The organism is Vibrio sp. HA2012, assembly GCF_002812955.1.
Lineage (GTDB): Bacteria > Pseudomonadota > Gammaproteobacteria > Enterobacterales > Vibrionaceae > Vibrio.
On the sequence record NZ_PFXK01000004.1, the window covers coordinates 286,749 to 305,986 of the forward strand.

The 19,238-nt window shown below is 48.5% G+C and carries 18 protein-coding genes; 12 read left to right on the plus strand and 6 right to left on the minus strand.

Annotation, left to right across the window (positions count from 1 at the left end; genetic code table 11):
- Positions 1–3 precede the first annotated feature (3 nt).
- Positions 4–780, plus strand: a complete 777-nt coding sequence (locus CSW98_RS09930) for a Zn-ribbon-containing protein (RefSeq protein ID WP_100800328.1) — start codon at positions 4–6, stop codon at positions 778–780.
- 8 nt (positions 781–788) lie between these two features.
- Here the strand turns inward: CSW98_RS09930 and CSW98_RS09935 are convergent, their stop codons facing one another.
- From CSW98_RS09935 to CSW98_RS09950, 4 genes are all read right to left on the minus strand, one after another.
- Positions 789–1,235, minus strand: a complete 447-nt coding sequence (locus CSW98_RS09935; protein WP_100800408.1) for a YaiI/YqxD family protein — start codon at positions 1,233–1,235, stop codon at positions 789–791.
- A 2-nt stretch (positions 1,236–1,237) separates the two neighbouring features.
- Positions 1,238–1,534: a hypothetical protein gene (locus CSW98_RS09940; RefSeq protein WP_100800329.1), complete on the minus strand. Its 297-nt coding sequence runs from the start codon at positions 1,532–1,534 to the stop codon at positions 1,238–1,240.
- A 701-nt stretch (positions 1,535–2,235) separates the two neighbouring features.
- Positions 2,236–2,973 (minus strand): tRNA pseudouridine(65) synthase TruC, encoded by a 738-nt coding sequence (gene truC, locus CSW98_RS09945; protein WP_100800330.1) that lies wholly within the window; start codon positions 2,971–2,973, stop codon positions 2,236–2,238.
- Complete coding sequence (locus CSW98_RS09950; RefSeq protein WP_100800331.1) at positions 2,964–3,278, minus strand: YqcC family protein; 315 nt, start codon at positions 3,276–3,278, stop codon at positions 2,964–2,966. The genes truC and CSW98_RS09950 overlap by 10 nt, the downstream gene beginning before the upstream one ends.
- Positions 3,279–3,379: 101 nt before the next feature.
- On the opposite strand from CSW98_RS09950, the gene CSW98_RS09955 reads away from it, so the two are divergent.
- A complete protein-coding gene (locus tag CSW98_RS09955; RefSeq protein ID WP_100800332.1) occupies positions 3,380–4,420 on the plus strand; it encodes a DUF3549 family protein in 1,041 nt (346 codons plus the stop codon).
- Positions 4,421–4,576: 156 nt separating this feature from the next.
- Positions 4,577–4,999, plus strand: a complete 423-nt coding sequence (locus CSW98_RS09960; RefSeq protein WP_100800333.1) for a GFA family protein — start codon at positions 4,577–4,579, stop codon at positions 4,997–4,999.
- A gap of 108 nt (positions 5,000–5,107) precedes the next feature.
- Here CSW98_RS09960 and glnD read toward each other — a convergent pair whose 3' ends face one another.
- Both glnD and map read right to left on the minus strand, forming a co-directional pair.
- On the minus strand, positions 5,108–7,732 hold the full coding sequence (gene glnD, locus CSW98_RS09965) for a bifunctional uridylyltransferase/uridylyl-removing protein GlnD (protein WP_100800334.1): 2,625 nt from the start codon (positions 7,730–7,732) through the stop codon (positions 5,108–5,110).
- Positions 7,733–7,874: 142 nt separating this feature from the next.
- Positions 7,875–8,753: a type I methionyl aminopeptidase gene (gene map / locus CSW98_RS09970; RefSeq protein WP_100800335.1), complete on the minus strand. Its 879-nt coding sequence runs from the start codon at positions 8,751–8,753 to the stop codon at positions 7,875–7,877.
- Between the two features lie 327 nt (positions 8,754–9,080).
- Between map and rpsB the strand changes: the two genes are divergently transcribed.
- The 9 genes from rpsB to bamA all read left to right on the plus strand — a co-directional run bounded on the left by rpsB (position 9,081) and on the right by bamA (position 19,236).
- Positions 9,081–9,815, plus strand: a complete 735-nt coding sequence (gene rpsB, locus CSW98_RS09980; RefSeq protein ID WP_100800337.1) for a 30S ribosomal protein S2 — start codon at positions 9,081–9,083, stop codon at positions 9,813–9,815.
- A gap of 165 nt (positions 9,816–9,980) precedes the next feature.
- Positions 9,981–10,823 carry a translation elongation factor Ts gene (tsf, locus tag CSW98_RS09985; protein ID WP_100800338.1) on the plus strand — a complete coding sequence of 281 codons (843 nt, stop codon included), beginning with the start codon at positions 9,981–9,983 and terminating at the stop codon, positions 10,821–10,823.
- Positions 10,824–11,030: 207 nt separating this feature from the next.
- Positions 11,031–11,759: a UMP kinase gene (gene pyrH / locus CSW98_RS09990; protein ID WP_100800409.1), complete on the plus strand. Its 729-nt coding sequence runs from the start codon at positions 11,031–11,033 to the stop codon at positions 11,757–11,759.
- Between the two features lie 73 nt (positions 11,760–11,832).
- Positions 11,833–12,390: a ribosome recycling factor gene (frr, locus tag CSW98_RS09995; RefSeq protein WP_100800339.1), complete on the plus strand. Its 558-nt coding sequence runs from the start codon at positions 11,833–11,835 to the stop codon at positions 12,388–12,390.
- Positions 12,391–12,511: 121 nt separating this feature from the next.
- Positions 12,512–13,267, plus strand: coding sequence for an undecaprenyl pyrophosphate synthase (gene uppS / locus CSW98_RS10000; RefSeq protein WP_100800340.1), 756 nt, complete (start codon positions 12,512–12,514; stop codon positions 13,265–13,267).
- A 10-nt stretch (positions 13,268–13,277) separates the two neighbouring features.
- Entirely contained in the window at positions 13,278–14,120 is an 843-nt protein-coding gene (locus CSW98_RS10005) for a phosphatidate cytidylyltransferase (protein ID WP_100800341.1), read from the plus strand.
- Positions 14,121–14,184: 64 nt separating this feature from the next.
- Positions 14,185–15,393: a 1-deoxy-D-xylulose-5-phosphate reductoisomerase gene (gene ispC / locus CSW98_RS10010; protein ID WP_100800342.1), complete on the plus strand. Its 1,209-nt coding sequence runs from the start codon at positions 14,185–14,187 to the stop codon at positions 15,391–15,393.
- The gene (gene rseP / locus CSW98_RS10015) at positions 15,390–16,748 is read left to right on the plus strand and encodes a sigma E protease regulator RseP (protein ID WP_100800343.1); all 1,359 of its coding nucleotides are present in this window, start codon (positions 15,390–15,392) and stop codon (positions 16,746–16,748) included. Before ispC ends, rseP begins: the two co-directional genes overlap by 4 nt.
- 58 nt (positions 16,749–16,806) lie before the next feature.
- Complete coding sequence (bamA, locus tag CSW98_RS10020; RefSeq protein ID WP_100800344.1) at positions 16,807–19,236, plus strand: outer membrane protein assembly factor BamA; 2,430 nt, start codon at positions 16,807–16,809, stop codon at positions 19,234–19,236.
- The last annotated feature ends 2 nt before the right edge of the window (positions 19,237–19,238 follow it).

A 19,238-nucleotide genomic window follows, 5' to 3' on the forward strand; every position in this document is an offset into this window, starting at 1 on the left:
GCGATGTACGTAGTTGAAATCGTATTTGAATGTTTTGATGATACCACGATCAGCGCGGTAGATAAGAGTATCAACGGTCTGATGGAGGCTTTGCGTTATAACGGACAAGTGCTGGGAAGAGAGTTTCCTGTGGTGATGGGGGACGGTGTATTTAGTGTACGGGCAGTTTGCCCTGAAGAGGATGCTTTGCACCCGGATAATCATTCGGATTATGTGAGGTTTTGTCTGAAAAATTTGTCGGATGCCTGTCTGCTGGCTCCGAAAGTACGCCTGCTAGGGCGGGATTTGAATTCGGAACAGGCTGCTGAGGATGAGCTGCCGGAATGGCAGGTGCTTTATACCACGTATGTGCATACCTGCTCTCCGTTAAGAAGCGGGGAGACTCTGCTGCCGATTCCTCTGTACCGTAATCCGCCGACATTGAACGGTGACCATAAGACGGTGATTAAATGGCAGACGGAATGGCAGGCGTGTGATGAATTGCAGATGGCCGGTGCCTGTAAAGCTGAACATGCAGCATTGCGGGAGATTGCTGATGTTGACAGTGATCTGTTTCGTCGTGGCTGGGATGTACGGGGACGTATTGAATATATTACCAAGATCCCGACCTACTATTATCTGTACCGGGTAGGAGGCACCAGCCTGTGGGATGAACAGCAACGCTGCTGTCCGATATGTGGCGGTGAATGGGCACTGGAACAGCCCATTCACGATATTTTTCATTTTAAGTGTGACCAGTGCCGGATCGTATCCAACCTGTCCTGGGATTTTCTTAAATAGAAAAAGGCTTACTTCCGCTTAGCCAGAATTCTGTCCAGATGATTAGCAAACTCCCGGCGTTCGGTCTGCGACAGAGCTGCCGGTCCGCCGGTCTGGATTCCGCTGGCTCTCATGGTGTCCATAAAGTCGCGGATATTCAGACGGGATTTTATGGTCTCTCGGGTATAGAGTTCACCGCGCGGGCTGAGTGCCAGTGCCCCTTTGCTAATGACTTCATCGGCCAGCGGGATATCGGCGGTGATAATCAGATCCCCGGCTTCGCAGCGCTGTACGATTTCGTTGTCGGCAATATCAAACCCAGCCTGTACCTGAATGCTGCGGATATTAGCTCTGGAGGGAACGGGGATAAAGTGGTTGGCAACAAAGGTACACTCAACTCCGGTTCGTTCTGCGGCACGGAACAGGGTTTCCCGTACTACTTTCGGGCATGCATCGGCATCAACCCATATCTTCATCGTCATTTCTCTTCCAGCGCCTGAATTCGTGTACTGAGTGCCTGTATCTGTTCTGCCTGCTGCTGCACCAGCTGTTCCAGTTGTTGAATCCGTTCCTGTTCCGATCCCTGTTGACGGGCTATCTCAACCTTGGGGACATGTTTGGTGTTTTTCCAACTTTTTACCGCTGCAATAATCGCTGGCATGGGGACTGGCGATGACAGGCGAGCTTTGATCAACGCGGTTGTTGGCTGTTTCCCCTGTTGGTGCAGGCTGTCTATTATCTGTTTCAGCTCTTCAGTAACATCTTGGGTGAGCATGGACTTGTCCTGATAGAAAATAATGATGAGCAAGGATACTGGCTTATGCGTGATTAGGTAAGTCATTTTTCTTTTCTGTACTGACCAATCCGTATTTATGCAATCAGATTGGCTTTTTGTGACTAATAATTCATCTGTGTGAATTGTTATTCAGCTTTGGTTTGTGGTAAATAAGGAAGTGTTTTGTGAGATATCTCTCACACGGTTTGTAGGAAAAAGCGAAATTTTCTCGGAATTTTAGCCACTAAGCTCTATGTAACTTGTTGTTTTTAAATTCCTTGTTTGTTTTGTGAGCACTTTCATGCATAAAAAAAATAAAAAACCGTCTTGTGAGAAGCTGGGAACCGGGTAATCTTACTGGTGTCGGCAGGATGCAGACATGGATTAACATTAGCCGGGAAAGGCTATCTTCAGGATGAAGTTTGATTGCCGGGACGGCAGTCAGCATGGAGCGAAAGGACACCTTCAGGATGAAGGCAGGAACCCCATCAGGATGATGGAAGGGAAACCGCTCAGGGAACAAGTGATGTGCGCTAATCAGGAAGTTAGCAGATCAGGATGATCAGGACACCGCCGGGAAGGCGAGGCAGGATAAACCGAAGGATTCGGTACTATTAAGGATGATGCAGGGAGCTTCGTTTTAGTGGCCGGAATGCTGCGAGTAAGATCAGAACCCCGATACGTAAGTATCGGGGTTTTTCTTATTCCCCAAGACGCCAGCCGAACTGCTCAAACAAACGTAACCATACGGCATCAAAACCGGCCTTAATGGTTATGTTTTCTCCGTTGAACGGATGAACAAAACAGAGCTCTGATGCATGCAGCATTAATCGATGGGCGTCATACTGGTCGCGAAATAAGCGGTTATGTTTGCCGTCACCGTGGGTGGTATCCCCGATAATCGGATGACTCAGATGGTGCATATGACGGCGTAGTTGGTGCTTTCTGCCGGTTTTCGGCTGCATTTCTATCAGGCTGTACCGGCTGGTGGGAAAACGTCCGGTAGAAAACGGGACTTCCACTTTCTCCAGAGGCCGGTATGCCGTGACGGCTTCTTTCGCCTCCGGTTCTTTGCTGGCAAACTTATCGGCTATTTTGTCCTGTTCTTCAATAAGCGGATAATCCAGCACGGCGGCTTCTTCTATCCACCCGCGCACGATAGCATGATAGGTTTTCTGCATTTCATGAGCAGCAAACATCGGCATCACTTTTGCCGCGATTTCACCGGAAAGGGCAAAGATGAGCACGCCGGACGTCGGTCTGTCCAGACGATGTAAAGGAAAAACATGCTGACCAATCTGATCCCGTAGCGTCTGCATCACAAAGCGGGTTTCATATTTATCCAGCCAGGATCGGTGTACCAGCATTCCCGCCGGTTTATTTACGGCAATCAGGTATTCGTCGCGATAGATAATATCCAGTTCCTGCATTACTGACATACCTCATCAATTTCCTGGATCAATGCGAGCAGAGCCTGTTTGTCGCTCTCCTGTCCCCAGATTTCAGCGAAATACGGTGTAATAGCAAATCCGCAGGGCATCGGTTGTCCATGGGCTATCAGCGTCAGCATTCTGGGTATGAAAATCCACTGTAACCATTCCTGAGGTAACAGGGTATCAATTGCAAAGGGTTCAGTGCTGGCTAAGGCTTCATTTGCCGGGGAAACCGGCTGCCACAATTCTTTTTCCCGCAGCATCAGTTCCAGATCAATAAGCTTTTGCTTCAGTCGGACAATATTGGTCATTTGGGCTCCAATCTGCGCCACTCCAAAATGGCGGCCTTGAATTTTGGCCTAAGAGTACCATTTATTAGGCAATAGCCATAATTCCAAGCAGGACTCCACTTATGGACAACATTTATACCCTGACCCAGTTACTGACCAACAGCGGCTGTGACTATACAATCTTTGATCTGGGCAGACGCATTCAGCCGATTGCAAACACACTTTTCGCTAATGTCGAGCAGGGACAGCAACCTTATCCGTACCCTATTCAGCGCCATGCTCAATTGGCAATCGCGTACTGGAATCACGATAAACAGCCGTGGATCTGGTTTCTGACATTTCCACTGGATGAACGTGGTCTGCTGAAGCAGTCGGATGTGGGGAATTTTATCCGCTATGTTCTGGAAGCGATGGGCTCCCGTCTGAATAAACAATTGACAGAAGAACAGCAGCAGGCTCTGGCAAATAATCCGTATACGTTCAAACCATCAGAGGACAAGATGGCGGTATTTCATAGTCAGCTCCGAGCCGTTCTGTCCCTGCCTGTCAGTCAGTATTATAAACATGCACAGCATTATTTTTCCGGAGAGCCGGGCTGGGATCAATGGCAGACGGTAGGATTACAGGGGATTACCGATATGTGTGCCCGGCTGGATAATGAACAGAATGGGGTACTGATCCGTAAAGCGATATCACATCTGCCGACAGAGCCGTTATATGCCTTGCTTGGTGCACTGGAACATAGCCGGTTGCCGGAAAAACTGGCACAGAGCATTCAGGACATGGCACTGAACGAGTGTAACCGTACTCAGCCGGATCTGTTTCTGCTTTCTGCTTTGGTCAGAGCCTTATCCGGTGCTGAACGTTCTGTACTGCAACGGGTTACGGATACCATTCTGACCAGCCCGCAGTTGAGCCATCAGGAAGTCCTTATCGGACTGGCCGGACGGTCATGGCAGATCCTGGATAATGAGGACAATGCCGGGCTGTTTCTGCTGCGTCTGGCTCTGACGGGCAACCAGCCTTTGTTTAATCAGCTGTTTTCCGATCTGGTGATGCTTCCGGCACTGCGGATGGTACTTCTGCCTCTGCTGCATAATACGCCGTCTCCGGAACTGGCTGAAGCTCTGATTAAGTTGCAGCGGTCGGTTGCTGCTTCCTGATCTGACGGAGTTTGTTTTTTACCGGAGTGATGTCTCTCGCAAGAATATACAGAACGCCTTGATGTGTGCCTGGTTGCCTATGATGATCGGAAGGATTAAGTGAAAGCACAGATGGAACGACGCCGTCTGTAGCTGGGTTTCCGAAGGAGAAAAAATATGGAAGGTGGCGAGTATAGGGGTAAGTGTCTATGCGGTAGCGTAGAACTGAAAGTGACAGCAAATACGAATAAATTTATTGTCTGTCATTGTAATATTTGTAAAAAATGGAATGGAGGGCCTCAGTTTGCCTTACCATGTGGAACCCATGTCGAGATAACAGGTAAGGATAACGTTTCTGAGTTTAATTCTTCTCCCTGGGCAACGCGTGGATTTTGTAAACACTGCGGCACTCATTTGTATTATAAGCTGAATGATACCGGAGAGCACAATGTGTTACTCGGGGTGTTAGATATTGATAAGGATGAAAAGCTAGAGTTAGCCATGCAGTATTTTATTGATCTGAAGCCTTCTTATTATCGCTTAGATTCCGCCAGCCCGGTAATGACCGAAGCTGAAGTATTAGAAAAGTTCAGCGCCTGATTTGTAGCATAGGGTTCCCGGACGGGGGCTGTGCACCAGTACAGGGTTCGTTATAACCAATACAGGATTCGTTATAGAAGCCTGTATTGGTTTCAGTTCTTCCTGTCTTTAACTCGGCATTAGCTCCGATACATTCTGGATCAACATCTCTTTTAGCTGCTCCTGCTGTTCATAGGTGAGCAGGGAACCGCTTGGTGAGGTCAGAATAAATAAGTCTTCTGCCCGTTCGCCGATGGTGGTAATTTTGGCTCCGTGCAGGTTGATGTCCAGCTCGGCAAACGTCGCCCCCACCTTGGCCAGTAGTCCGGGAGTGTCCAGTGCAACAAACTCCATCAGGGTCTGCTTTCTTCGTTTGGTCGGAATAAAATCAACCCGTGTTTTCACATTAAAGTGTTTCAGGTTGCGCGGGGTTCTGCGCAGACGGATGGCGGCTGGTTTACCGTCTTTAATAACCTTCATCAGTTGTTGGATTAATGGCTGGTGCTGGCTTTCGTCTATTGGTTCTCCGTTCTGATCCAGAATAATAAAGGTGTCCAGAACATAGCCGTCTTTACTTGCCATGATCTGTGCATCCAGTACGTTCAGATTTCTTCTGTCCAGCTCGGCGGCAACAGTGGCAAACAGTGCATGCTGATCTCTGGTATAGATAAACAGTTCCGTACCTCCGCGTGAGGCTTTTTCCCCGATCAGGATCTGTATCTTATCCTTATCTTCCTCTCGCAGAAGGTGTTCGCTGTGCCAGGCTATTTGCTGGTAGGTATGGCGCAGGAAATAGTCGGCCTTAAAACGGTGCCACAGCAGTTCGATTTCTCTGGCGCTAAAACCCTGCTTACGCAACTGAGCCGAAGCCAGTTGCTGATTGTGGCGGATGCGATCCCGGACATCGACCGGATGTTCCAGACCCCGTCGCAGCGCGCGCTGGGTAGAATAATATAACTCTGCCAGCAGGGTTCTTTTCCAACTGTTCCACAGTTCCGAGTTCGTGGCACAGATATCTGCGACGGTCAGACACACCAGATTATCCAGATATTCTTCATCCCGTACTTGTCGGGCAAACCCGGCAATGACTTCAGGGTCATAGATATCCCGCCGTTGTGCCGTTACCGACATCAGCAGATGGCTTTTAACCAGCCAGGAAACCAGTTTAGCTTCGGGCTTGGACAGACCGTGTTCGATACAGAAATCATAAGCCTCGACGGCTCCGATTTCTGAGTGGTCTCCGCCACGCCCTTTGCCGATATCATGGAAAATAGCGGCCAGAATCAACAGCTCTTTTTTCTGCAGCCGTGGGTAGACTTCACAACAGATTGGATGGCTGTCGTTATTGTCTGCATGGTTGAACGAGTGAATCTGTTTAAGTACCCGGACACTGTGCTCGTCAACCGTGTAGACATGGAACAGGTCAAACTGCATCTGCCCGACAATATGGCTCCACTGAGGAAGGTAGGTGGACAGAACGCCGAGTCTGTGCATCAGGCTGAAAGCCTTATGCAGGGTATTTGGGTGGCGCATCAGGGTCATAAATTTTTCCCGTGCGGCCGGAATGGTATGCAGGAAACGGTTCAGGCGTCTTCTGGCGGTACGTAACTGACGCAGTGTTGCCGGAGCGACGTCATCGATAGAGGAGTCATTGGCGATATGAATAAACATATCCAGAATGGTTTCCGGGCGTGACTGGAACAGTGCCGGCTTACGTGCTTCAATCAGTGAGCCTCGCCGCTGGAAGTCATTATCCAGTATTTCAGCTTCCGGCAGTTCTCCCTGATTGATAATGACCTGATCAAACAGTCGCAGCAGCATGCTGTTCAGTTCTGCCACCCGGCGCAAGGTCCGGTAGAACTCTTTCATCATGGTTTCAACCGCAATGTTGCCTTCACCGCTGAAGCCCAGCAGATGCGCTACCTGTGCCTGATGGGCAAACGTCAGACGGTTATCATAGCGTTTCAGTTCCAGATGAAGGGCAAAGCGGATCCGCCAGAGAAAATCCTGACATTCTTTCAGTTCCCGGTATTCGCCATCGGTCAGAAAGCCGAAATGGCTCATTTCCAGCAGGGAGGTGGCTCCAAAATGACGCCGGGCAACCCAACTGAGAGTATGGATATCCCTTAATCCTCCCGGACTGGATTTAATATCCGGCTCCAGATTGTAAGTGGTGTCATGGTAGCGGGCGTGGCGCTCTTTCTGCTCCTGAACCTTGGCCTCAAAAAATACATCACTGGGCCAGAAGGAGTCGGCCATAATCACTTTTTTCAGCTCATAAAACGCATTATTACAGCCGCTCAGTAAACGGGCTTCCTGAAGGTTGGTGGCAACCGTGAGGTCGTCCCGTCCCACGTCAGCACATTCCTGAACTGTACGCACAGCATGGCCGACTTCCAGCCGGAGATCCCACAGCAGGGTAATAAATTCACTGATCTTGCTTTTTAAATCGTCGGAAGGCACGGACTGGGTCAGGATCAGAATATCGATATCAGACAGAGGGTGGAGTTCCCCCCGGCCATAGCCGCCGACGGCAACCAGACATAGATTTTCAATATCGGAAAAACCATAGTATTGCCAGAGGCGCTGCAGCAGTTGATCCATATATTCGCTGCGGGCATAGATCAGATCAGAAATAGGGTGGTTGTTCAGAAACTCCTGCTTCTGATAGTCAAAAAGCGTATCCAGTTGGCGCCGGAGCTCAATCGGATTGAGTTGCCCATCGGTCAGTTTTAGCGGAGATAAATACGGCATACCATGCATTCCGTGCAAGTAAATAAGGCTCACTTTACCAGCGGGCGGGACGATTGTAAAAATGTGATTTACTTATAGATATGCAGAGAAATAGGCGTCATTCACCTGAAAGAGAATGACGCCTGTTCAGAAGAGAAGCCGATCAGTTGTTGACCATAATACGGGGGATAGTTTCTTCCGGTCTCAGGGTCAGAACCTCACAGCCGGTTTCCGTTACGACAATCATATGTTCCCACTGGGCAGAGTTTTTACCGTCACCCGTGTAAACTGTCCAGTCATCCTCACTGTCGACAGAACAGCCGAATTTACCAGCATTGATCATCGGTTCAATCGTAAAGACCATACCCGGTTGCAGTACTCTGCGATCACTGTTGCGATAATGCACTACCTGCGGTTCTTCATGGAATTCGTCACCGATGCCGTGACCGCAGAAGTCTTTTACAATAGAGAACTTGTTGCGTGGATTTTTCTTATTGTTTTCCCGGATATATTTATCGATGGCGGTGCCGATATCACCGATGGTTGCTCCCGGTTTTACTTTTCGCATACCCACATACAGGGCTTCCTGCGTGACCATGCACAGGCGTTTGTCAGCCGGGGAAACATCACCGACCAAAAACATGCGAGAGGTATCACCGTGATAGCCGTACGGTCTGGTTTCCAGCGAAGCATCTTTATCGTCCGGAATAATCACAGTGATATCGATATTGACGATATCTCCGTCTTTTAGAATGCCGGGCTTGAGTTTACCTGTGCTGCCGATAGCATCTTCTGTCGCAGGAATACCGTGACAAACGATATGATTGACAGAAGTACAGATAGATTTGGGAAAGCCGTGGTAATCCAGCGGAGCCGGGTAGGCACCGTGTTCCAGAATAAACTGGTGACAGCGCTGATCCAGTTCTTCTGTGGTTACGCCCGGTTTGACGTAAGGTTCGATCATCTCCAGTACGTCTGCAGCCAGTTTGCCTGCAACGCGTAATTTTTCTATCTCTGCTTCAGTTTTGATTTTGATTGTCATTTCGTTTCTCAGCTTTACTGCAATGGGCGTATTCTACCAGTGGCGAACGTGACTGCAACGGATTCTGAAATTAATCTTGGATCGTAAAGTAATTTAAGCATATTACTGGTAATAGAGTGGCAAAATATGGTATAAAGCGCGCCAAGTCAAAGGTCTGTTCTCTCCTGACGGCGAAGCAGGTTTTTGGCGGTAAACAATTTATCTTTAAATCACACACGTACCGACACATGTTCCGGGGTGCTTCCGCTGTGAAAGCTGTAATGACGGCTGGCGGTAAGTCGGATGCATGGGGTATGTGGAGGCCTAACCCCATTAGAGGATTTTAAAATGGCAACTGTATCAATGCGCGATATGCTGAAAGCTGGTGTTCACTTCGGTCACCAGACTCGTTACTGGAACCCAAAAATGAAGCCATTCATCTTTGGTGCTCGTAACCGCGTTCATATCATCAACCTGGAAAAAACAGTACCTATGTTCAACGAAGCTCTGTCTGAGCTGGTTAAAGTTGGCGAGAAAAAAGGTAAGGTTCTTTTCGTTGGTACTAAGCGTGCTGCATCTGAAGCTGTTAAAGAAGCTGCTATTGCAAGCAACCAGTTCTACGTTAACAACCGCTGGCTTGGCGGTATGCTGACTAACTACAAAACTGTTCGTCAGTCTATCAAGCGTCTGAAAGATCTTGAAGCTCAGTCTCAAGACGGTACTTTCGATAAACTAACTAAGAAAGAAGCTCTGATGCGTACCCGTGAAATGGAGAAGCTAGAGAAATCTCTTGGTGGTATCAAAGATATGGGCGGTCTGCCTGACGCTCTGTTCGTAATCGATGCTGATCACGAGCACATTGCAGTTAAAGAAGCTAACAATCTGGGCATTCCAGTATACGCTGTTGTGGATACTAACTCTGACCCAGACGGTATTGACTTCATCATCCCTGGTAACGACGATGCAATCCGTGCAGTTCAGCTGTACCTGAACGCTGCTGCTGACGCTGTAAAAGAAGGTCGTAACCAAGACGTAGTTGCTGTTGCTGCTGAACAAGACGGTTTCGTAGAAGAAGCTGAGTAATAGCGGACTCTGACGTCTTACACTTAATTGTGTTGGCGGTGTTTTGGTGATGAATCGTTTTTCAGTGAAACACAACCTAAACACAAATTAAGCTATAGTTAGTATCAGGGGCCGAAAGTCAGGCCCCTGACTTTTATCTTATCCAGACCAATTGAGGAATAGAGAATGGCTGTTACTGCTGCTCTAGTAAAAGAACTGCGCGAACGTACCGGCGCAGGCATGATGGAATGTAAAAAAGCGCTTGTTGAAACTGATGGCGACATCGAGTTGGCTATTGAAAACATGCGTAAGTCAGGTGCTGCGAAGGCTGCTAAGAAAGCCGGTAACGTAGCGGCTGAAGGCGCAATCATCATCAAAGAAGCTGATGGTATTGCTGCTCTGCTTGAAGTTAACTGCCAAACAGACTTCGTTGCTAAAGATGCGAACTTTACTGCATTTGCAAACGAAGTGGCTGAAGCGGCTCTGGCTTCTAAAGTTTCTGTTGAAGAACTGCAAGCTCAATTCGAAGAAACTCGTGTTGCTCTGGTTGCTAAAATCGGTGAAAACGTAACTATCCGTCGCGTTCAGTACGTTGAAGGTGTTGCACTGGCTTCTTACCGTCACGGTGAGAAAATCGGTGTGGTCGTTGCTGGTGAAGGCGATGCAGAAACCCTGAAGCACGTTGCTATGCACGTTGCTGCTTCTCGTCCTGAGTATGTTAACCCAGAAGACGTACCAGCTGACGTAGTAGAAAAAGAGAAAGCGGTTCAGGTTGAAATCGCAATGAACGAAGGCAAACCAGCTGAAATCGCAGAGAAAATGGTTGTTGGCCGCATGAAGAAATTCACCGGTGAAATCTCTCTGACTGGTCAGCCATTCGTTATGGAACCTAAGAAATCTGTTGGCGAAATCCTGAAAGAAAAAGGCGCATCAGTTTCTACTTTCGTTCGTCTGGAAGTCGGTGAAGGCATCGAGAAGAAAGAAGAAATGAGCTTCGCTGAAGAAGTTGCAGCGGCGCAAAAAGGTTAATCCTTAGCGTTAATGCTCAGAAAAAAGACCGTAGTTGAGCTACGGTCTTTTTGCAAATGGCTGGTATTTATTGATGTAAATATCAGTGCATGGCTAACCGTTACCATTTGGTCTTTTGGTTCAACCTGCGGTTCTCCGCACAATTTATGGATAAGGAAATGCTAAATGGTAACTGTTAATCAACAACACTGTTTGGAAGGAAACTCCATGGCGACTAATCCTAAACCTGCATATCAGCGTATTCTGTTAAAACTTAGTGGTGAGGCTCTTCAGGGAGACGAGGGGTTTGGTATCGATCCTGCGGTTCTTGATCGTATGGCTCAGGAAGTAAAAGAACTGGTTGAACTTGGCGTTCAGGTCGGTCTGGTGATCGGCGGTGGTAACCTGTTCCGTGGTGCCGGTCTGGCAGAAGCCGGTATGAACCGTGTTGTGGGTGACCATATGGGTATGCTGGCTACGGTGATGAATGGCCTGGCAATGCGTGATGCACTGCACCGGGCGTATGTGAATGCCCGTGTGATGTCAGCCATTCCTTTGAATGGTGTCTGTGATGATTATAACTGGGCGGATGCAATCAGCCAGTTGCGTCAGGGACGAGTGGTAATTTTCTCTGCTGGTACGGGTAACCCGTTCTTTACCACCGATTCTGCGGCGTGCCTGCGTGGTATTGAAATCGAAGCTGATGTGGTTCTGAAAGCGACCAAAGTGGATGGTGTATTTGACTCTGACCCTGTAGCCAACCCAGATGCAGAGCTGTATGATAAGCTGTCTTACAATGCTGTACTTGAAAAAGAACTGAAAGTGATGGATCTGGCTGCCTTTACTCTGGCACGGGATCATAAAATGCCGATCCGGGTATTTAATATGAACAAGCCGGGTGCCCTTCGCCGTGTGGTGATGGGTGAAGCTGAAGGGACTTTGATCAGCCAAGCTTAACAGAATGAATAACAGGAGCATTCCTGTGCCGGGAATGTATTCTGTCTGACCGAATAATATCAAAGGTGACATCGTGATTAACGAGATTAAAAATAGCGCCCAGGAGCGTATGGACAAAAGCGTAGAAGCACTGAAAAACAATCTGAGCAAGGTTCGCACTGGCCGTGCTCACCCAAGTCTGCTTTCCGGTCTTTCTGTGGAATACTATGGTGCGCCGACACCGCTTAATCAGGTTGCTAACGTTATTGCTGAAGATGCAAGAACGCTGGCGATTACCGTATTTGACAAAGAACTGGCACCGAAAGTAGAAAAAGCCATTATGATGTCGGATCTGGGTCTTAACCCAATGTCTGCCGGTACGGTTATCCGTGTTCCTCTTCCTCCGCTGACAGAAGAGCGCCGTAAAGATCTGGTGAAAATTGTTCGTGGTGAAGCTGAAAATGGTCGGGTGGCAATCCGTAATATCCGTCGTGATGCGAACGGTGATCTGAAAGCGTTGCTGAAAGAGAAAGAAATTTCAGAAGACGAAGATCGTAAAGCACAAGACGAAATTCAGAAACTGACTGATATTGCGGTGAAAAAAGTCGATGAAGTTCTTGCCGCGAAAGAAAAAGAGTTGATGGAAGTTTAATAATCCATAAACTGATATTGTGCGCGTGAATGCGTGAAATAAAAAACGCTGTGGTTGGCAGCTCGCGACCCGGCGTTTTTTTTTGCTGATTTTTTAAATTAACCAGTGTCTTAATCTTTTTATGTCGAATAATCCTGTTGCGCTAGAATCCATCCCCAAACATATCGCCATCATAATGGATGGTAACGGCCGCTGGGCAAAAGCTCAGGGTAAGCCCCGGGTGTTCGGGCATAAAGCTGGGGTTGCGGCGGTTAGAAAGTCCATCTCCGGAGCAGCCAAACTTGGAGTAAAAGCGATTACTCTGTTTGCGTTCAGCAGTGAAAACTGGCGTCGTCCGGAAGAAGAAGTCAGCCTGTTGATGGAATTGTTTATCACCGCTTTATCTCAGGAAGTGAAGCGTCTGCATAAAAATAATCTGCAATTGCGTATTATTGGTGATAAAACCCAGTTCAGTACCCGCCTGCAGAATAAAATTGCCAGTGCAGAAGCGCTAACCGCTGACAATACCGGCATGGTCGTGAATGTGGCAGCGAATTATGGTGGTAAATGGGATATTACCGAAGCGGTTAAGTCGATTGCTGCAGAAGTCCGGCAAGGAACTCTGGAAGCGGGGGATATTACAGAATCAGTTGTACAGCAGCATCTGACAATGGCAGATCTTCCTGAAGTTGACTTGCTGATCCGCACCAGTGGTGAGTGTCGGATCAGTAACTTTATGCTCTGGCAGCTTGCCTATGCAGAGATGTATTTTACGCCTCAATACTGGCCTGACTTTAATGAAGAGAGTCTGGCTGAGGCGGTATCGTGGTTCATTAACCGTGAACGGCGATTTGGTTGTACCGGTGAGCAGATAAAAGCGCTCATGGAAAATAAATAGGATAACGCATTTGAAACAAAGAATTATTACCGCGTTAATTCTGGCACCTTTGGTTGTGCTGGGGATTTTTGAGCTTTCTCTTCCTTATTTTGTACTGGCTATGCTGGTTGTTTCTCTGGTTGGATGCTGGGAGTGGGCTCAGTTTACCGGTAACCGTGCCCGAATACCGGCTATGCTGCCGACAAGTATTGTTCTGATTGGCAGTTATGTTCTGTTTCCATCCGATGCCGAAACCCTGAATCAGGTTGTTGCTTCTCACTACAGTGTACTGGGGGTAGGGGTTCTTTGGTGGATAGTGTCGAGTGTACTTGCGGTGACATACCCTAAGTCTTTGCCGTTTTGGCAGGGTAGCGTGTTGTTGCGACATCTGTTTGGCGTATTTACCCTGTTGCCGTTTTTCTGGAGCGTGATTCTGCTCAGAGCAGAGGGGATCACTGCCGATCCTTATCATGGTGCTAAGCTGGTGTTGTATGTCTGTCTGCTGGTCTGGGTAGCCGACAGCGGAGCCTATTTTACCGGCAAGAGTCTGGGCAGGCATAAGATGGCTCCGAAAGTCAGCCCGAATAAAACGATTGAAGGCTTGCTGGGCGGATTAGTTGCAGCATTGATTGTTGGGTGGCTGGTTGCTGGCTGGTTTGATATCGCTTTCTCCGGCTCCGTTTCTATGTTGCTGATCACCTTGTGCACTGTGGTTATCTCTGTGCTGGGAGATCTGGTGGAAAGCATGTTTAAGCGTGTGTCCGGGATCAAAGACAGCAGTCATATTATTCCGGGACATGGTGGTCTGCTGGATCGTATCGACAGCCTGACGGCCGCTTTCCCGGTATTTACCTTACTTTATTTTCTGTTCTGATAAAAAGAGAGGCTCAGCCGCTTCTTTTATCCGGATACCTTTTTGCAGATACAGCGACGTTGGAATGCGAAATATTACAATCCTTGGTGCAACCGGCTCGATTGGCAGTAGCACCCTCAAAGTTATAGCAGAAAACCCGCAGCAGTTTTCCGTGACTGCGCTGGCGGCCGGTTCCAGTGTGGACAAAATGGTTGCGCTCTGCAGGCAGTGGCGTCCCGGTTATGCAGCAATGGCTGACCCTGAGGCTGCCCGGCAATTAGAACGGGAACTGAAGGTTCAGGGATTAGAGACAGAAGTTCTGGCCGGAGAGGAAGGCTTGTGTCAGGTAGCTGCACTCGATGAGGTCGATATGGTGATGGCGGCTATTGTCGGTGCTGCCGGGCTGGTTCCGACCATGGCGGCTGTTAAAGCGGGTAAGCGGGTATTACTGGCAAACAAAGAAGCACTGGTCATGTCTGGTGAATTGTTCATTGGGGAAGTGGAGAAGTCCGGAGCGGAACTGCTGCCGGTTGACAGCGAACATAATGCTATCTTCCAGTGTCTGCCTGAAGCGGTTCAGCGTCGCCCCGGCCGCTGCGATCTGAACAGACACGGTATCGCCAGTATTTTGCTGACCGGCTCCGGCGGGCCTTTCCGTTATACAGACGTATCAACACTGGCGTATGTAACGCCTGAGCAGGCGATTGCACACCCAAACTGGTCGATGGGGCCGAAGATCTCGGTTGATTCAGCGACGATGATGAATAAGGGGCTGGAATATATCGAAGCCAAATGGTTGTTTAACTGTGCCCGGGAGCAGTTGAAAGTCGTTATCCATCCACAGTCGGTGATCCACTCCATGGTTCAGTACACAGATGGTTCGGTACTGGCACAGATGGGCGAACCGGATATGTGTACCCCGATTGCACTCAGTATGTCTTATCCCGGTCGCATTTCATCCGGTGTGGCACCGCTCGACTTTACCCGAGTCGGAGAACTGACCTTTCTTGAGCCGGATTTTGCCCGTTACCCGTGTCTTAAACTGGCGATTGATGCCTGCTATCTGGGGCAGCATGCCACAACGGCACTGAATGCGGCCAATGAAATTGCCGTCGCGGCTTTTTTGCAACGCAGACTGAACTTTACCGATATTGCTGCTGTCAATGAACAAGTACTTTCAAAGGTTTGCGCAGGAACTCATCATACAGACACCGGTAGCTTGGAAAGTCTGCTGGAGCTGGATAGAATGTCCCGGATAATCGCAACAGACATGGTCAGAGAGCGAACACTATGACAGATATACTATGGAATTTTGCCAGCTTTATTATTGCTCTGGGCATTCTGGTTGCCGTCCATGAATTTGGTCACTTCTGGGTGGCTCGCCGTTGTGGAGTAAAAGTTGAAAAGTTCTCTATCGGATTTGGCAAATCGTTGTGGAAGAGAACTGGTAAGGATGGCACGGAGTACAGCCTGTCTGTGATCCCACTGGGTGGGTTTGTCCGAATGCTGGATGGGAGCAACGGTGAGGTTCCTGAAGAGCAGAAGCATATGGCTTTTGACAATAAGCCTCTCTGGCAGCGTAGTGCGGTTGTTGCTGCTGGGCCGGTATTTAACTTTCTTTTTGCCGTGCTGGCTTACTGGCTGGTTTTTCTTCTCGGCGTTCCGACGGTTAAACCGGTTATTGGTGAAGTGATCCCTGAGTCTATCGTGGCACAGGCCGGTATTCAGCCGGGGATGGAACTAAAAGCGGTCTCAGGCATCCAAACTCCGGATTGGGAATCTGCCAATATGCAGCTTATTGCTCATATTGGTGACGAGCATATGACCTTGTCGGTGACACAGCCAGACGAAATCGGTCTGGAACAGACGGTTTCGCTGGATATCAGCCACTGGACTTTTGATCCGGAAACCGAGTCGGCGATGACGACACTGGGCTTCAGGCCATTCAGCCCGCAGGTTTATACCTCTGTTGCACATGTGTCTGAAGGCGGCGCAGCGGATAAGGCTGGATTTATGCCGGGTGATACGATTCTGAGCATCGACGGGGAGCCGATAGTGAACTGGCAGGATGTGGTTGAGCATATTCAGGATTCTGCTGAGCGCACACTGAATGTAGGTGTGGATCGCCGTGGTGAAAGCGTTATGCTGTTGCTGACACCAGAGAGCCGAAGACTTTCTGCTGATAAAGTGATCGGTTTTGCCGGTATTGCTCCTGATGTCGCAGAATGGCCGCAAAAGTATCGCATTGAAATTAAATATGATGTATTTGAATCTGTTGGTAAGGCATTTGAGAAAACCGGACAGGTAATCCAGCTGACCTTTACCATGTTAAAAAAACTGGTTATCGGTGTTGTCGGGTTGGATAACCTGAGCGGACCGATTTCAATAGCGAAAGGAGCCGGGTCAACGGCGAATTTCGGACTGGTTTATTTTCTCAGTTTTCTGGCGCTGATCAGTGTCAATCTGGGGATTATAAATCTGGTGCCGTTACCGGTTTTAGATGGCGGACACCTGTTATTTTATGCAATGGAAGCGGTTATCCGCAGGCCAGTACCGGAAAAAGTCCGGGAAATGGGTTATCGTATCGGTGGCGCTATCATTTTTTCATTGATGGCCATCGCTATTTTTAATGATTTTATGCGCCTGTGATCTCGGCTGATTACCAGAACCGTAGGCATTGTAGTAGAAAGGAATAATCAGAACAGGTATGGCGATTAAGCGATTACTGCTGACTTCACTGCTTGTAGCAAGTACCACAGCAAGTGGAGCGGAACAATTTGTAGTTCAGGACATTAATATTCAGGGTCTGCAGCGCGTTGCGCTGGGTGCGGCTCTGCTGAAGATGCCTGTCCGTGTTGGCGATACGGTAGATTCTCAGGATATCTCCGACATCATTAAAGCCTTGTATGCTTCCGGTAACTTTGAGGATATCAAAGTCTTTCGTGATGGTGATGCGCTGCTTGTTCAGGTGAAAGAGAGACCGACCATTGCCAGTATCTCTTTCTCCGGTAACAAAGCGATTAAGGAAGAGCAACTGCAGCAGAATCTGGACGCGTCCGGAATTCGGATGGGGGAAGCTCTGGATCGTACGACATTAAGTAATATCGAAAAAGGGCTGGAAGATTTCTACTACAGTGTAGGGAAATATAATGCATCAGTGAAAGCGATTGTCACACCTCTGCCCCGTAATCGCGCTGATCTGAAGTTTGTGTTTGCTGAAGGTGTTTCAGCCAAGATTCAGCAGATTAACTTTATCGGTAATGAAGTTTTTGATGATGAAGAACTGCTGTCCCGTTTTGATCTGAATGTCGATGTCTCCTGGTGGAATTTCCTGTCAGACGATAAATATCAGAAGCAGGTACTGGCCGGAGATATCGAGTCTCTGAAGTCCTATTATCTGAACCGTGGTTACCTGAAATTCAAGATTGATGCCACTCAGGTCGCTATCTCTCCGGATAAGAAAGGGGTGTATATCACGTTAGTACTGAATGAGGGAAAACCTTATACCGTTAAAGATGTACAGTTCCGTGGAGAGTTGATCGGTAAAGAAGCTGAATTTGAACAACTGGTGCCGTTTGAACAGGGTGATATCTATAGTGCTTCTTTGGTGACTTCGCTAGAGGAAGATGTCAAAAAAGTGCTCGGAGAAGCCGGGTATGCTTATCCGCAGGTGCACACGGTTCCTGAGTTTGATGAAGAAAAACAGGAAGTTGTTCTGACACTGCATGTTGAAACGGGTAAGCGGATCTATGTGCGGGATATCCGTTTTACCGGTAACCTTGTCACCAAAGATGAAGTACTGCGCCGCGAAATGCGTCAGATGGAAGGCAGTTGGCTCAACTCCAAATCGATTGAAACGGGTAAAAGTCGTCTCAGCCGTACCGGGTATTTTGAAAGCGTTGATGTTGAAACGATACGTGTTCCGGGCACCGATGATCAGGTGGATCTGGTGTATAAGGTTAAGGAAGCCAACTCTGGCAGTGTTAACTTTGGTATCGGCTATGGTACTGAGTCTGGAATGAGCTTCCAGGTGGGGCTGCAACAGGATAACTTTGCCGGTACCGGTAACCGGGTGGGTATCAGTGCGACGACCAACGATTACCAGCAGAACGTGAGTCTGGAATACCGGGATCCGTACTGGAATCTGGATGGTGTGAGTCTGGGCGGTAAGGTGTTCTACAACAAGTTTGAAGCTTCCGATGCCGGTATTGTGGATTATACCAACGAAAGTTATGGCACCAGCTTGACCTGGGGTTTCCCGTACGATGAGCTGAACTTCTTTGAAATGGGAGTGGGGTATACCCACACCAAGATTGAAAACCTTGATCCTTATGTTCAGGTTGAGCAATTTTTGCAGAACCTGACCGGTGATTCGGGAGCCAGTGAGCTGACCGCAGACGATTTTGATATTTCTCTGACCTGGACGCGCAACAATCTGAACCGGGGTTATTTCCCGACTGACGGTAGCCATCAGCGTGTCACCTACAGCATGACAACACCGGGTTCAGACGTGAAATACTTTAAGCTGCGTTACGATGCCCGGAAGTATTTCCCGCTGACGAAAAAGCATGAGTTTACTCTGTTACTGCGCGGTCGTCTGGGATACGGTAATGGCTATGGTCAGACAGACGGTGTCGATAACCTGTATCCGTTTTATGAGAACTTCTATGCCGGGGGCTTTAGTACTTTAAGGGGCTTCAGTTCCAATTCGGCTGGTCCGAAAGCGGTTTACAATGAAGGGGCCATTTCCGGCAGCGGTAATAGCGGCAACAATGCCGGATATATTGCAACCGATGATTCTGTCGGTGGTAATGCTACGGCACTGGCAAGTGTGGAACTGATTGTACCGACGCCGTTTGCTTCGGATGAGATGCAGAGTCAGATCCGGACCAGTCTCTTCTATGATATGGCCAGCGTCTGGGATACCGAATTTAATTACGATTCCAGTAATATCCTGTATGGTCAGCGTTATTACTATGATTACTCGGATCCGACTAATTACCGCGCTTCATACGGTGCGGCACTGCAATGGATGTCGCCAATGGGGCCTCTGGTCTTTGCTGTGGCTAAACCAATTAAAAAATACGACGGTGACGACGAAGAATTCTTCACCTTCACTATCGGTAAAACGTTCTAAAA